This is a genomic window from Bartonella queenslandensis, assembly GCF_018155095.1.
GTDB lineage: Bacteria > Pseudomonadota > Alphaproteobacteria > Rhizobiales > Rhizobiaceae > Bartonella > Bartonella queenslandensis_B.
Window position 1 is genome coordinate 148,516 of the sequence record NZ_NAAI01000005.1, and the last position, 15,699, is coordinate 164,214.

A 15,699-nucleotide genomic window follows, 5' to 3' on the forward strand; every position below is an offset into this window, starting at 1 on the left:
CTTAATAAAACGCGTAAAAATTGATTAGTCTGCAAACAAATAAAATATTTACTCATAATTACATTACCAAGCCATTATTTGTTTTGCAATGCTTACAAATTAAGGAAATAAAAGAGTTTTCTATTAACTTCATCTTCTTTATTTAAATTTCTATAGGAAAGTAGAAAAAAATTTTAAATAACAATTTGCAATTTATAAATTGTTTTTGCAACTATTTAAAAGGAAACTGGAACTTTAAAAATGGAAGTTATTTTATTTATTGTTCAATTGAACGTTTAATAATGCGCGCTGTATATTTTTTAATATACTGACAAATTGGTGTTTTTATAAACGCAAGGTATATCCGAAACAGTTGTCATTACGCACTTTATACATGAAATTCATATATTTCATTATGTTGAGTGGAAAATTTGAATATAATACGATTTCATTTATTTCAAATACACCTATAATAATAAAAGTATTTATTTATACCTTTCAAGGCTAAGAAAGAAGTAGAAATTTTCTTATGAAGTGTTTTACAAAAGCACGAACAATATTGAGAATGAGCAAATAGAATAATATTATCAGATTTTTATTTTTATGAAACTATGAAAAATAAAGGGATTAAGAGAAGGATAAGAAAAAATTCTTCTTTAGAATTATAATTGAAGATATAAGAAAATCTCATGTCAATTATTAGTCTTTGAAGTCCACAGCTCTAGTTTATAGCAGAGCACTTTAGATGGGTGATTAAGACAACTGGAAAGAGAAAAGTGGAAAAACATTTTTCCACTTTGCTTATTGTCTATTGGATTCGCCCACTTGCATGAGCAAGCATGGTATAAACTTTTCCTGTATCTGATATCAGGTATTTACGAACTGAGCTAGAAGAACCAGAACTGCGCGATATATCACGCAAGAGCTTTTCGAAATCCGCAACATATTGATTCACTGAACTTTTAAACTCGAAATCGCTCAAATATTTTCTCTTAATCATTTCAAATATTTTTTTTCCATTCAAGGTATAAAGGTGTTCTGTTACGATATTTCTTTGTCCACGTTGATAATGATCCCATAGCTCAACAATGGCACTGTGATTAATAGCTTGCACTATACCTGATGCTAATGCGTTAAGAGAACTGTTTGCAGGACGCGGTTTTGTTTGCACGGATGTTAAAACAGCATCATTAAGGGCTTCATCATAAAATGATTCTTCACGTGAAGCTCTTTCTAAGAGATTCGATACCCATTTACTAGGTCTTTTTTTGCTTTGATCTTGTTGTAAAACAGGTTTAGGGGGGATGATCTTTTTAATGGACTCAGGAAAACTATCACTTCTCTTATTAAGCATTGATGATGTAGGAAATGCCGATATTAATTGTTCTTTTGTGCTCTTTTGATCATTTTGTACAACACTGACGAGATCCTTTAATGCTGTAATTTGTTCATTCAAAGCCGTACGAATTGTTTGGGTTGTTTCTTTTGTTCTTTCTGGAAGCTTTTTAGCATTTTCATGAATATCATTGTTAATCTTTGAAAGTTCTAAACGAACTTCATCTGCGGAGCGACGTATATCTTCTGCTGCTCCTGAAAAACGTGTTGACGCTTCACTAATGAGCCTATTAAGGGATTGTTCGAATGAATCTGTAGCGTTACGCGCATTCTTATCAGAGCGCTCAAGTGCTAAGTTGAATATTTTTTCATAATGCTCAATCATCTGATTAATTTCATGAGACTTTGAAACAAGAGCATCGCTTAATACAGAAAGTGTCGTATTTTTTTCTTCAAGTGTTGAACTTAGTGAATTTTCAGACTGTTCAAGAACCTGAATAGTTTGCGAAAGTGTTCTTGCATGTTCACCAAAACTGCTTGTTATATGATTAATTTGTTCAAAAGTATTTTTTGAGAGTCCTTGCAGAATTTCAACATTATTATTGAGTGCTTGATTGGAGGCTGATAAACACTCTGCTACTTGATTCGTATTGCGGAAAAAATTGTTCGCAGTTTCATTAAACTGACCATCAATATTTTGAACAGCCGATAATAAAACATGACTATTTTTTTGGAAGTTGTCAATTGATTGATTCAATTGTTTTAAGATGGATGAAACATTATTAACAAGCTCTTCCTTCATAACCGTTACTGTTTGAAGTGTTTCAGAGTTTGCTTTGTTCAAGCTATTCACTAAAGATTCATTATGTGCATAAATTCTTTGTTCAGCATTTTGTGTGGAGAGAGAGAGTTGTTCACCAATATGCTGCGTTAAAGAATCAATTGATTCTGTTGTATTTTGCGCTGCTTGATTTAAGTGATTTGTCAGCTCTGTTATTTTTTCAACATGTTCTGAAATTTGTGTTGCTGTCTGATTCTTTGCGTCTTCCAGACGGCTTGTTACATCAGAAAGCTGATATCCTAAGTTGTTTTTAAGGTTTTGCATAGAGTGATGAAGAACATCACAACGCTCATTAAGGATTTGTTCTATTGCTGTTGTTGATGTATGAATTGTTTCATTCAATAACGCTTGTGCATTATGACTGGCTGTTGCGAAAGCTTCGACAGTATGTGCTGTTTGTTCAGATAGAACGGACAGAACTTTTTCACTGGTATCATAAACTGTTTTCTTAACGTTTGATACAATGCGATTGCCTGATTCTGAGAGAATATTTTCAGCTTGTGCGGTAACATTCGTAACAGATGAGAGAATTTGTTCAGTCGTAGAAGAAAGAATATCAGAAGCTTTTATAATCTTATTATGCAGGTTATCTGTGACTGTATTAACAGAATCTTCTAAGCTAACGCGCATATTGTCAACACTACTTTCCAACGCTTGCTGAATTATCTGACTTTGCTCATTATTAAGCATAAGAGACGCTTTTAACGTGTCAGAACGTTCTTCAATAACAGATGTTTGCATATCAATGGCTTCACAGACTTGGCCAAATTTTTCAGATAATATTTCCTCTAGCGTTGTTGTCCGTTCAAAAATTTTGTGTGCACGATCTTCTAAATTTGTATCGAATGATTCCATACGTGTTTCAAGGGTTTCAAAGAAAACACCACTTGATTGAGAAAGAGTATTTTTTAAAATTTCGGCATGGCTTTCAAGGTTTTGGATATGATCTTGAACCGTTTCAGTAATGTTTTTATTATTGGCGGCAATTGCGCTTTCAACTAAATCTATTTGTTGTTTCAATGCAACATCAACACGTATATCACTTTTTGCGATGAGATTATGGATTGTTTCCATACGTTGTTCGAGTGTGCGTGCTTGATCAGCAAGAACTTCGTTGAGAGAAAAACTATTAATTGCTAAAGAGTCACGCAGAGCATCAGCACGGATATCAATATTTCTCGCTTGTGCCTCTAAAGCATCTTGCGTTGTATTGCAGCTTTGTACAATGACTTCTTGTAGTTTGTCAGTGCATTGAATGATATTTGCAATATGATTTTCAGCTTGTTTGTCAACGATTTGAGCATTGTCAATCAAAACTTTTTCGATATGAGAAGTATTTTGAGCTAAAACATCAATCTGATTTCTTAATGCATCAGCGATTTTATTCTTCTCGTTATCGAGCATGTCTGCCATGAGAGCTCGTTGATCAGAAAGTTGCAATTTAAAATCTTGTGAACGCTCTTGTATGATATCAACAATGGCATTGTCGACATGTTGAATTTCTTCTCTCAGACTTTCTTTACTTTTATCGATTGCAGACAGAATAGCTTCACGTCCATTTGTAAACGCATGGGTAATGTCTGCCGTTTTTTCTTGGAGGTTTTCATTTATTTTCAAGACATGAGATTCCAAGAAGTTACCAAGTTTTTCAGCATTATCCTCTAAAGCTTGACTGCGCTCTATAAAGCAATCAATGATAGAGCTACTGTGTTCTTTAAGAGAAAGATCAACAGTTGCCAAACGTTGTTCAAAGGCTCCAATTGCTTGCGAGGTTACGTTATCAAATTGAGAAGAGAGTTTATGTGCTTGGTCGTCTAGCTTTAAGATTTTTTCATCAAAATTCTGTAGGGATTGATTATTGCGATCAATAAGAGCTTTATCTAGGGCTTTAAACTTTTCATCGACAGCGTGCAAAGTTTGATCTGTTACAGCTTGTATATGTGTTGCAATTTTAGCAACATGCATTTCCGCTTTTACTGCTGTTTCATTAAAGGTTTTTTCTATTTGTTTCTCATTATGATCAAATCGTTTTGCAAAACCATCAAAGTTCTTTCCTAATTCATCAAAAAATTCTGCGTTTTTCTGCTGAATTTGTGTCGTTGTTTTGTTAAATTTTTCAACAAGATGATTTGTTACCCCTTCACCGGCATAGGAAAGTTTTTCAACAAGGTCCTCACCTTGTTTTTGTAAAGTTTGAGAAAGGGTTTGTGCAAGTTTTTCAACATTGGTTACAATTTTAGAGGTAACCAAGCCAAATTCATCGCTCAGTTGTTCTTGGGTTCCTTTTATTGTTGATTGTACGCGATCGGCATGATTCAAAATAGCTATGCGTTCATTACTCAATTCTTTGATCAGTGTATGAATGCGTGATTCATTCTCAGCATAGGCTTGTTCTAGATTGTGAACTTCACCTTGTATGATTGCTTCAAGTTCAACAGCACGTCCGAGCGTACGCTCAATACCTTCGTTCATTGCTGCTACTTCTTCACGAATGGTTTGTCCTATAGCAATGGCTTGTTTTTCAGAGAGATGTTGTGGCTCACTAAGACGTTGTGCAGCATTTGTCATAAGAATGGCTATATTATGCAATTCGTTGGAACGTTTTGTTAATTGAGCAACGCCCCAAGATATAAGGATAGGAATTGCTGTTCCAGCTGCTACAGCAAGCCCTGTTGGGGATGTCACAAAAGTACTGATATTGGATAAAGAGCCGAGTCCGGTAGGAGCGAGCTTATGCGCAATAAAAGCCCCCCCCGTTGCCCATAAAGCACTAAGTGCTGTTGTATACCAGTAAATTCGAGAGGAAGAACGTTGCTTTAAGAGCCCAAAATTTACAGGGGTTGTTATATCATCATTTGCAGGAAGAGGTTTTGTTGACAGCAATGTATTGTGAACCGTTCCCCCTGAAATATCAGCTGAAGATTTTGGAGCAAAAAGCTGTCCAACAACGGATTTGTCAATAACAGCGTCATCATGAATATTAGAGACAAAAGTTGAATTACCATTTTCAGTAAAAAATTCTTCTTCTGCCATTGCAATTTTTTGAATCAAATCATCAACATTAACGATATTTTCAGAATTATTAGATGATATCGTTTCAAATGCCGTGTTATCGAAATCAAAGTTCATCGCTTTTGTGAGGGCTTCTTCAACTTCAACTTCAAACGTTTGCAACTTGGTTCTGCGTGCCATACTCGCCTCGTACTCTTACAGATGGAAAAAGGGATACGTCCTCTTCCACATAATTTCTGCATACTAGCTGTTAATTATTTAGAAAGGAATATGCCGAGAGAAAAATTTTGAAAACTTATCAAAATAAAGTTAACGCAGTCTCTTATACTTTGTTTAAAAATGTTATAAAATATAATAAAAACAATTTATTATTTGATTCTAACAAACAACAAAAATACTGTTTACAACTTGTGCTTATAAAAAGCTCTATCAATCCATTCTCTTTGAGATAAAGACAATTTAATGGCAGTTATATATCAATGTAAAAAAAATAGTGCAGTGTAAATGCATTTTTTGAATAATGATGATCAATAATAAATGTTGTTGTCCGCTTACTTTTATTGATTCTAAACAAAGGAAGTTCATTATCTCACATAGTGTCTGTAATAGTTTAATTAAATAGTCTATAATAGTTTAAAATGTATAAAAATCCGTCTTTTAACTGTAAGTTCATAAAAAAGTAAACGTGGAAAAATTTTGAATTTAATGGTAGACTTTCAGAGGCTGGACTTTATTATTGCCTTAAAGGGCGGTTTTTTCTCCAGTTTCAGTTGTTTGTTGCTAAAATTTGAAGCTTCTACGTTGACAATTGAATATTTTTCAGTCGATATGCATGCACGAATATTTTATGCAACCGAGATGAAGGTGTAGGAATAATGGCAGAGCGATCACAACACCTGCAAGATGTGTTTTTAAATACGGTGCGTAAGCAAAAAATTTCTCTTACAATTTTTCTTGTTAATGGCGTTAAACTTACGGGGATTGTAACTTCATTTGATAGTTTTTGTGTCCTTTTGCGCCGAGATGGACATGCGCAACTGGTTTATAAGCATGCTATTTCTACGATTATGCCTGGGCAGCCTGTGCAGATGTTTGAAGGAGAAAGTCCTGAGTAAACATATTATTTTAAGATAAACCTCTTATCCCATTTTAAAAGTACTTAGATTGCTATGATAAATGAAAATGAGAGATTAGGAGGGGTATTTTCGCAAACTGTAAAACAGGTACGCGCACTTGTTTTGATACCGATCTTTCAAGAGAATAGAAGTGAAAACTCTCTGAGAGAATGTTCTATATCTTCTCGTGTTCAAGAGGCATTGGGATTGGCGCGTGCTATAAGGTTAGAAGTTGTTAATTACGAAACAATTAACCTTTTAACACCTCGTCCTGCGACTCTCTTTGGAAAAGGTAAAGCAGATGTGCTTGCCGATTATATCGGTGAATATTCTATCGAGCTTGCGATTGTAGATCACTTTTTAACGCCAGTACAGCAGCGCAATTTAGAAAAATTATGGAATTGTAAAGTTATTGATAGGACGGCTTTGATTCTTGAAATTTTTGGTGATCGTGCACGAACAAAAGAAGGGGTTTTGCAAGTAGAATTGGCGCATTTGTCCTATCAAAAAGGGCGTCTTGTGCGGAGTTGGACGCACTTGGAAAGACAACGGGGAGGGCGTGGCTTTCTAGGTGGACCTGGTGAAACGCAAATTGAAGCAGATAGGCGTCTTTTGCAAGAGAAAATTATTCGTATTCGCCGCGAATTGGAAACGGTTGTTAAAACACGTGCACTTCATAGAGCAAAAAGAAAAAAAACATCTTATCCTGTTGTGGCACTAGTAGGATATACGAATGCAGGAAAGTCAACACTTTTTAACCGTTTAAGCGGTGCTAATATTTTAGCAAAGAATATGTTATTTGCAACCCTTGATCCGACTTTACGCAAAGTTGTTCTTCCTCATGGAAAAACTATTCTTTTGTCTGATACTGTAGGTTTTATCTCTAATTTGCCAACAAATTTGATTGCAGCTTTTAGAGCAACTCTTGAAGAAGTGGTTGAAGCGGATCTCATTCTTCATGTAAGAGATATGTTAGATCTTGATCATCGTGCCCACGTCCAAGATGTTTTAGAAGTGCTTTCAAGTCTTGATATCGATATTGATGATACAGAGCATATCATAGAAGTTTGGAATAAGATTGATATGTTAGATGAGCAAGCATTGAATGTTTTACAAACGAGCGCAAAGACACGGTTAAATCCTGCTCTCATGGTGTCAGCCCTTAAAGGGGATGGATTCGATCAATTACTAAGAACCATTGAAAAGCGAATTTTTGGAGAGGTACAAAGCATTGAATATCTTTTAAAACCTCATGAAATGTCACTTATTGATTGGTTTTATGAAAACTCTGCGGAAATAAAGCAGGAAGGGCATGATGATGGGTCTATTACCATTAGAGCTGTTCTTACTTCTGAAGCAAAAAAACAATTAGAGAATATTAAAAAAAATATGAATTAAGTTTTTTAAAGCTATTGTTGAATGTTTTTGCTTAAATTTTATGTTTTTCTTATCTCAAAATAATATGAAAGCAAGTTAAGAGGATAGTTACTACTTTCTCTTAATAAGACGATATGAAGAAGTATTTTGCTGGTTAAAATAAAGATGAGTCTTAAATGTAATAAAAGACTGTTCGTACGTACAGTATGGCGAAACATTTTGATTGTTTTGCTGTTACAAATGCTGTTTATCTCTTTGATTTGGTTTTATTATTTTATTCAGCCCCGTGGTTACCAAGCAACTTTAGTATTTTCATTATCTGATTCTGTAGGAAAGCCATTACCCATTGAAAAACAAGACAACATTATCGCCTTTTTGCTTTCACAGCCTATATTTTTAGATGATTCGTATTTTTCTTTAAGTGCTTCTTATAAGAAAAAAAAACAAGAAAATATTCGTTTATCGCGTCATGGTGATCTTATCAACCTGACTGTTGAAGCTGAAACACTTGAAGCAGCTCAACGGGGAGTAGAAACTTGGTTTTCTGCATTTTCACAAGTAATCATAAGACAGAAACAGTCTTTGTTAAATGAGAAATTAGAAGACAAACAATATGATAATACCGCAATCGTTAATATCATGCAGGGATTTCGTGCCTCTGTTGATTCTTTTATTCAGCATGGTGTAAAACAAACAGAGCTGAATGATCTTTCGATGCAATTAACGCAAGCAACTTTAAAGCGTATTCACTTAACAAGTTTGAATTCAACAATTAACATGATGCGTGAAAATGGGCAATCTTTACTGTCCTTATCGTTTATTGCAGACAATTCAGCGATTGTTTCTCTGGAATCTAAACGTGATCTCTTGGAAACACAAAGAGCACATATGGCTGCACAATTGGGGTGGAATCATCCTCAAATTAAGGCCATGACTGCGGAATTAGAGGCGGTTTCTCAGCAATTAAAAAATAAAATTTTACAGATCGTTTATCAAGTCCATTCAGATGAGATTATTGCAACGGAGTTGGAAAAACAGCTCAAAAAAAGGGTAAGCTTTTTTGTAAAAGATCAGTCCCAATCTTGGAATCAAATATTTAACGAGTTTGAAAATAAAATAAAAGTAGAGATCGATGCACAAAATAAAGCGATGAGTAAATTTGCTCAAGGGAGAGAAAAAGTTATTGGTTCATATCGGGGATTGAATGATGATTCTCTTCTCTTGCAAAATACAAAGATCCACGTGGTTATGCCAACAACGTTAACGCCAATTTCTTTTATGGCTCTTTATGGAAAAAATATTCTTGTGAGCGCATTGGTGAGCTTCCTTACTCTTTTGCTTGGAATAGTGTTATTTTATCCGTGCTTTAAAGACAAAAAAGATCAATCCTCAGAAGAGGACTTGAGCTCAAAAGAAAATGTTTTCAAGAAGAATGAGAGTATTCTAATTTCTCAAGAAATGAAAAATCTTGAAGCTTTTATTACAATAGAGGGATTATCTGATGTGTTGAAATGGCGTGCCTCAACCATTATTTCAATCATTGGACAAGAGGCTGCACGGACAGCAGCAAAACTTTCTCTTCATCTTACAAAAGAAAACAAAACAATTTTGTTAGTTGATATCTCTGGTCAACAAATAGAGAAAGTCATTGGTCCACATCGAGGGTTGAGTGATATTTTAACGGGCAATGCTCAGTTGCATGATGTTATTTACCGTGATTATGATACGGGGGTTGATATTCTCCCCCAGGGATTAACAAGTACTGTTTCTGCACAAGATTTTTCAAATAATATTTCTCATATATTACAAGAATTTAAAAAAGAGTATGATTTTATCATTTTAGAGATGGCAAGCGAACCCAAATATGGATTTGAGCAATTTGCAGAGCTAACGGATTATTATATTTGTCATACTGTTCTTAGTGAACAGGATTGGATGATGCGGATGGTCAGCTGCTTTCCAAAGACTGTTTATCGCGTTGTTGCATTATAAACTTCGTAAAAAAGAAATATGTATCACGTGTTATAGTGCTGCACTTGTTTTTTGCTAAAGTTTGAGTACATACTAGAATAAGGGAGATTTTATGTTTAAATTTTAAAATGCATTGTAGTTGGAGAGAAGCGTGGGGCAATCAGAGATGGCAGTAAAGAGATTAAACGATACCTTTTTAACACCTGTACAAAAGAGAAATCGAAAGCAAATTCAGGTGTGGCTTTACTCTATTTTATTGCTTTGCTTGGCCATTGTCTTAGTGGGGGGAGCAACTCGTTTGACGGGATCAGGATTATCGATAACAGAATGGAAGCCAATACACGGTATTATTCCACCGATTGGTGTTGATCAATGGCAAGAGGAGTTTTTAAAATATCAACAAATAACACAGTATAAGCTGCTTAATCGTGATATGACTTTAAGTGCTTTTAAAGTTATTTTTTGGTGGGAATGGGCGCACCGTGTTCTCGGGCGCCTTGTTGGTCTTGTCGCTTTATTGGGGTTAATTGGGTTTTGGGCAACGAAGCGTATTGAAAAAAATATTTTATTCCCGCTTATCATTGTACCGATCCTTATCGCCTTTCAAGGCTTTATTGGCTGGTGGATGGTGGCTTCAGGGATTGGACAAAGTAATTTAACAAGTGTGAGCCAATATCGTTTGGCATTTCATCTTATAACGGCATGTTTGGTTATTATTTTTGTTACTTATTTATCTCGAGGACTTGCAGAATATTCAGAAAAACCAGCCAATCACAAGGTGCAACATTTTGCAGCTTGGCTTGTTATTCTCGTTTTGATAGAGATTTATTTGGGTGCTTTGGTTGCGGGACTTCATGCGGGAAAGGTCTATAATACATGGCCTCTTATGGATGGTCAGATTATTCCTGACGGATTGTTGCAGCATCGCCCTTATTGGGTTAATTTATTCGAAAATCCTTTAACGGTTCAATTTATTCATCGGTTTTTTGCTTATTTTTTATTTATTGTCTCGGCTCTTCATGCTTTCTATGTGCGAAAAAATGTTCCACATTCAACCCACTCTCGTCGTGCATTTCTTATCTGTGTTATGATCATTATCCAGGCACTTTTAGGGATTTTGACACTGTTACATGAAGTTCCAATAAGTTTGGGACTCATTCATCAAAGTATGGCATTAGTCGTGTTGTGTTTTACAGTTGCACACTGGCGAGCAACAAAAGGAGCCTATCGTGCTGTTGAATAAAAGTTTGTATCTAGATGGAGTTTAGTTGCCTGAAATCATTAAATCAAGATTTTGGATCGCAGCAGCTGATGCGCCCTTTCCTAAATTATCGAATAGGGCACAGAGATTAAAAATGCCTTCGCGATCATTTCCAAATACAAACAGTTTCATACCATCTTTATTGGCTAAACATTCTGGATTCAGTCTTTGAAGTGAAGCGGTTTCTTCTTGTGATGCAAGTGAAATGATGTTTTGCCCATCGTAATGGTTTGCAAGGATTTCACGTATATCAGAACAGTTTGCTGATTTTGTAAATAAATAGCGGTGCAGTGGAAGATTCACAATCATTCCCTGAGGAAAACGACCAACACTGGGTATAAAAAGTGGCGTTTGATTGATTTGTCCATGGAGTTTAATTTCTGGTACATGTTTGTGTTCAAGATTGAGGCCATAGATAAAATAATTTTCCTGAATATTTTCTTGAGATTGATTTTCCATTTGTGTAATCAGCTTTTTTCCACCACCTGTATAGCCGGAGATTGCATGAATCGAGATGGGATAATCAGCATCTAGCAATCCTGCTTCGCGAAGTGGGCGAATCAAGCTAATAGCACCGGTGGGATAACATCCAGGATTAGATACGTAATGGGCTGCTTGAATGCGTTTTTTTTGTCCTGCTGTCATTTCAGGAAAACCGTAGACCCAGTTTGGTGCAACACGGTGAGCTGTTGAGCTATCAATAACCCGAATGTTTTTATTCTTTTTAAGCCAATGAACGGTTTTGCGTGCTGCATCATCTGGAAGACATAAAATAGCAATATCGCTTTGATTAAGATAATCTTGTCGCAGATGAACATTATGGCGATCCTTATGAGCAAGAGAAAGTAGTTTTAAATCTGAACGTTTCTCTAAGCGTTTTTGTATTTGTAGTCCGGTTGTGCCGTGTTCACCATCAATAAAAACTTTGGTTGCCATTCTTAAACGCCTTATCTTAATTTTCCCTACATATCCAGCTTTTCTCATTATAAATTATTTCAAATCATTACCAACTTAAATCATAATTATTAACTTATTGAATTTATTTAAATTATAGATATTTTTTGTAAAAGGTCTAAATGAAGAAAGTAAAAGAAAAAACTTAATTTTATTTTTCACTATTTTTGTAAGGAAAGTTTTTGCTGTTTCTATGATTAAGGAATAACATAAATATTTGTATCAGTATTTTGAGTGTAATTGGTTTAAAATGTTTGGTTTGCATGGTTTGCTATGTTATCGTTTAATGACTTTATTTTTTAATGTTAGGAATGTATTTTATGACTCAGCAAGAAAATGACGCACAAAAGCGCTTTTTTAATGATAATTTACAGATAGTTGATGGTGCAATCTTTAATGCCATTAAAGGGGAATTTGAACGTCAACAACATGAGATTGAATTGATTGCTTCAGAGAATATTGTTTCAAGAGCAGTTCTTGAAGCACAGGGATCTGTTTTAACCAATAAATATGCAGAAGGTTATCCAAGAAAGCGCTACTATGGTGGGTGTCAATTTGTAGATGTCGTTGAAGATTTAGCTATTGAAAGAGCAAAACAGCTTTTTGGTGCTGCTTTTGCAAATGTACAGCCTAATTCTGGTAGCCAAATGAATCAAGCTGTCTTTCTGGCTTTACTCCAGCCTGGTGACACATTTATGGGATTAGATTTAAATGCTGGTGGTCACCTTACGCATGGTTCATCTGTCAATATGTCAGGAAAATGGTTTGATGTTGTTTCCTATGGTGTGCGTCAAGAAGATCAGATTATTGATATGGATGAGGTTGAGCGGCTTGCAAAAGAACATAAGCCAAAACTTATTATAGCAGGGGGGTCAGCTTATCCTCGATTCTGGGATTGGGAGAGATTCCGTGAAATTACAGATGAAATCGGTGCTCATCTCCTCGTTGATATGTCTCATATTGCTGGTCTTGTTGCTGGTGGCGTACATCCTTCACCTGTTCCTCATGCGCATATTGTAACGACGACAACACATAAATCACTTCGAGGTCCGCGTGGTGGTTTGATATTGACAAATGATGAGGCTTTATCCAGAAAAATTAATTCTGCTATTTTTCCTGGTCTTCAAGGGGGGCCTTTAATGCATGTGATTGCGGCAAAAGCTGTTGCATTTGGAGAGGCTTTGCAGCCTTCTTTCAAGAGTTACAGTGCTCATGTTGTTGCTAATGCGAAAACTTTAGCAAAAACATTACAGAGTAATGGTTTTAATATTGTTTCTGGCGGTACAGATAATCATTTATTGTTGGTTGATTTACGTTCGAAAAATCTAACAGGAAAGCGTGCCGAATTGGCTTTAGGACGCGCTCATATTACCTGCAATAAAAATGGTATTCCTTTTGATCCTGAAACACCTTCTATAACATCAGGAATTCGTTTGGGATCACCTGCTGCTACAACGCGTGGGTTTTCAGAAAAAGAGTTTGTTCAAGTTGCACATCTGATTGCAGAAGTTCTTGATGGTTTGCGAAACGCAAAAAGCGATGAAGATAATTATGACGTTGAAATGGCTGTTAAGAAAAAGGTGGAAGATATAACGAATCAATTTCCTCTTTACTCTTATCTTAGTACGCCTTAAGGATAAAAAAGAGATGCGCTGTCCTTACTGTCAATATGAGGATACACAGGTTAAAGACTCACGTCCAGCAGAAGAGGGCGCGGTGATTCGTCGCCGTCGTGTCTGTTCTGTTTGCGGTGGTCGTTTTACAACGTTTGAACGTGTTCAATTGCGTGAACTTTTGGTTACTAAAAAAAGTGGACGATGTGAGCCATTTGATCGTGATAAATTAATGCGATCAGTTGATGTGGCTATACGTAAGCGCAATATTGATCCTGATCGTATTGAACAGGCAATCTCTGGCATTGTACGCCAGCTTGAGAGTTTGGGGGAACCAGAGATTGCTTCAGAAAAAATTGGACATCTTGTTATGGAAGCACTAAAAAGAATTGATGATATTGCCTATATCCGTTTTGCTTCTGTGTATCGAGATTTTCGTAATGCAAGCGATTTTCACGATATTATTGATGAGTTGTCAAAGGGTATAGCGGATACAGAATCTCGTTTTTATGAATAAAAAAGTGCAAGATGAGCGGTTTATGGCTGCTGCTATCCGTTTGGCAGAGCGTCATGTGGGACTTACAGGTGGGAATCCTTCGGTTGGTACATTAATTGTACAAAATAGTGACGATGCGGGGGCATTTATTGTTGGCTATGGCATTACAGCTCTTCATGGGAGTCCTCATGCGGAAGTACAGGCTTTACGCATGGCTGGTTCTTTGGCTCAAGGAGCGACTGCTTATGTGACTTTAGAACCATGCGCCCATTATGGAAAAACTTTTCCGTGTGTCAACGCACTTATTGATTCAGGTATTTCGCGGGTTGTTGTTGCTCTTACTGATTGTGATAAGCGTGTGGATGGTCGTGGCCTTGCTCTTTTGCGTGCGGCTGGTATTGAAGTCGTTGAGGGCATTTTAGCTGAAGAGGCGTTTGAATCTTTATGGACGCATTGGTGTATAAGAAAGATGCAACGCTGTGCTGTCACTTTCAAAATGGCAGTTTCTGCCGATAATAGTGTGGGAAAAAAAGGGGAGGGGAGAATAAAGATTAGTGGAGCACTTTCCCATACCCATACGCATATTCTACGGGCTCAAAACAATGCTATTCTCGTTGGTATTGGTACTATACTAGCAGATGATCCACAGCTCAATTGCCGCTTACCAGGAATGGAAATGCGCTCACCAATTCGTATTATTTTAGATGCCGACTTATCTATCCCCCTTGATGCAAAAGTTGTTCAGACAGCCATAAAAATTCCTACATGGGTTATTTGTGATATGGATTTTTCAAAGAAAAGCAAAAAGAATGCGTTGGAGAAATATGGTGTGTCTGTTTATTCGGTAGAGATGAATAATGGGTATGTAGAACCTTTTGCTCTTTTACAGATACTTTATAAACATGGGATTAATAGTGTTTTACTGGAAGGGGGCGTAAAAACAGGAGAAAAATTTTTGAATGCGGGTTGTGTTGATCATTTGATATGTTTTTATAGTCCTGTTGTTTTAGGAAAAAAACGTATTGAAGCTCCTTATTTTGGAAATTATCTCTCGCAATTTCATGAGGTTGAGACAAAAATGTTTGGAAATGACCGTTTTTATAAATGGAGACGTAAGACATTATGTTCACAGGAATTATAACGGATATTGGTTGTGTTGAAGATATTCAATCTTTAAAACAGGGGATACGTTTAAAGATTTCTACACGCTATGCTGTAGAAAGTTTAGCAATTGGTGCATCAATTGCGTGTTCAGGAATTTGTCTGACAATTGTGGAACGAGGATTTAAACAAGAAGATTCCAATTGGTTTTTTGTTGAAGCATGGGAAGAAGCATTACGTTTAACAAATCTTGCCCAATGGAAAAAAGGAACTTTTGTTAATTTAGAACGTTCACTTCGATTGGGTGATGAAATGGGAGGGCATTTGGTTTCTGGTCATATTGATGGCTTGGCTGAAATTATTGAACAAAAAAATGAAGGGGATGCAATTCGTTTTTATTTAAAAGTTTCAAGACAATTTATGCCTTTCATTGTCCCTAAGGGATCCCTTGCACTGAATGGAACATCTTTGACTGTTAATGGTGTTAAAGATTGTGTTTTTGATGTTCTTATTATTCGTCATACACTTAAAATGACAACGTGGGGACAAGCTAAAATTGGAGATTGGGTCAATTTAGAAATTGATCAACTTGCTCGTTATGCTGCGAAGCTTTTTGCTTTTAAAGGAGAAGATGAATAAGCTAC

General features: G+C 36.0%; 10 protein-coding genes. 8 read left to right on the plus strand and 2 right to left on the minus strand.

The genetic code is table 11. From position 1 onward, the window contains the following. Positions 1–787 precede the first annotated feature (787 nt). Positions 788–5,347 (minus strand): rhoptry family protein, encoded by a 4,560-nt coding sequence (locus B5V81_RS04940; RefSeq protein WP_212112377.1) that lies wholly within the window; start codon positions 5,345–5,347, stop codon positions 788–790. A 695-nt stretch (positions 5,348–6,042) separates the two neighbouring features. On the opposite strand from B5V81_RS04940, the gene hfq reads away from it, so the two are divergent. The 4 genes from hfq (at position 6,043) to B5V81_RS04960 (ending at position 10,873) form a co-directional block, all read left to right on the plus strand. Then, on the plus strand, positions 6,043–6,282 hold the full coding sequence (hfq, locus tag B5V81_RS04945) for an RNA chaperone Hfq (protein ID WP_012231869.1): 240 nt from the start codon (positions 6,043–6,045) through the stop codon (positions 6,280–6,282). Between the two features lie 54 nt (positions 6,283–6,336). Continuing rightward, positions 6,337–7,680, plus strand: coding sequence for a GTPase HflX (gene hflX, locus B5V81_RS04950; protein WP_212112378.1), 1,344 nt, complete (start codon positions 6,337–6,339; stop codon positions 7,678–7,680). Between the two features lie 144 nt (positions 7,681–7,824). Next, positions 7,825–9,651 carry a hypothetical protein gene (locus B5V81_RS04955; RefSeq protein ID WP_212112379.1) on the plus strand — a complete coding sequence of 609 codons (1,827 nt, stop codon included), beginning with the start codon at positions 7,825–7,827 and terminating at the stop codon, positions 9,649–9,651. A gap of 130 nt (positions 9,652–9,781) precedes the next feature. Then, the gene (locus B5V81_RS04960) at positions 9,782–10,873 is read left to right on the plus strand and encodes a COX15/CtaA family protein (RefSeq protein ID WP_212112380.1); all 1,092 of its coding nucleotides are present in this window, start codon (positions 9,782–9,784) and stop codon (positions 10,871–10,873) included. Positions 10,874–10,894: 21 nt separating this feature from the next. Here the strand turns inward: B5V81_RS04960 and argC are convergent, their stop codons facing one another. After that, positions 10,895–11,827 (minus strand): N-acetyl-gamma-glutamyl-phosphate reductase, encoded by a 933-nt coding sequence (gene argC, locus B5V81_RS04965; RefSeq protein ID WP_212112381.1) that lies wholly within the window; start codon positions 11,825–11,827, stop codon positions 10,895–10,897. Positions 11,828–12,165: 338 nt separating this feature from the next. On the opposite strand from argC, the gene glyA reads away from it, so the two are divergent. From glyA to B5V81_RS04985, 4 genes are read left to right on the plus strand one after another with little or no spacing between them, the layout of a single operon-like run. Beyond that, complete coding sequence (gene glyA, locus B5V81_RS04970) at positions 12,166–13,479, plus strand: serine hydroxymethyltransferase (RefSeq protein WP_212112382.1); 1,314 nt, start codon at positions 12,166–12,168, stop codon at positions 13,477–13,479. Positions 13,480–13,492: 13 nt separating this feature from the next. Beyond that, positions 13,493–13,975, plus strand: coding sequence for a transcriptional regulator NrdR (gene nrdR / locus B5V81_RS04975; protein WP_212112383.1), 483 nt, complete (start codon positions 13,493–13,495; stop codon positions 13,973–13,975). Then, on the plus strand, positions 13,968–15,095 hold the full coding sequence (gene ribD, locus B5V81_RS04980; protein WP_212112384.1) for a bifunctional diaminohydroxyphosphoribosylaminopyrimidine deaminase/5-amino-6-(5-phosphoribosylamino)uracil reductase RibD: 1,128 nt from the start codon (positions 13,968–13,970) through the stop codon (positions 15,093–15,095). Before nrdR ends, ribD begins: the two co-directional genes overlap by 8 nt. Further along, entirely contained in the window at positions 15,077–15,694 is a 618-nt protein-coding gene (locus tag B5V81_RS04985) for a riboflavin synthase (RefSeq protein WP_212112385.1), read from the plus strand. The genes ribD and B5V81_RS04985 overlap by 19 nt, the downstream gene beginning before the upstream one ends. Positions 15,695–15,699 lie beyond the last annotated feature (5 nt).

What these genes read in the sequence shown, in the direction of transcription:
- B5V81_RS04940 (WP_212112377.1), bottom strand. Translation starts at nt 5,347, where the DNA reads ATGGCACGCAGAACCAAGTTGCAAACGTTTGAAGTTGAAGTTGAAGAA.
- hfq (WP_012231869.1), top strand. Translation starts at nt 6,043, where the DNA reads ATGGCAGAGCGATCACAACACCTGCAAGATGTGTTTTTAAATACGGTG.
- hflX (WP_212112378.1), top strand. Translation starts at nt 6,337, where the DNA reads ATGATAAATGAAAATGAGAGATTAGGAGGGGTATTTTCGCAAACTGTA.
- B5V81_RS04955 (WP_212112379.1), top strand. Translation starts at nt 7,825, where the DNA reads ATGAGTCTTAAATGTAATAAAAGACTGTTCGTACGTACAGTATGGCGA.
- argC (WP_212112381.1), bottom strand. Translation starts at nt 11,827, where the DNA reads ATGGCAACCAAAGTTTTTATTGATGGTGAACACGGCACAACCGGACTA.
- glyA (WP_212112382.1), top strand. Translation starts at nt 12,166, where the DNA reads ATGACTCAGCAAGAAAATGACGCACAAAAGCGCTTTTTTAATGATAAT.
- nrdR (WP_212112383.1), top strand. Translation starts at nt 13,493, where the DNA reads ATGCGCTGTCCTTACTGTCAATATGAGGATACACAGGTTAAAGACTCA.
- ribD (WP_212112384.1), top strand. Translation starts at nt 13,968, where the DNA reads ATGAATAAAAAAGTGCAAGATGAGCGGTTTATGGCTGCTGCTATCCGT.
- B5V81_RS04985 (WP_212112385.1), top strand. Translation starts at nt 15,077, where the DNA reads ATGTTCACAGGAATTATAACGGATATTGGTTGTGTTGAAGATATTCAA.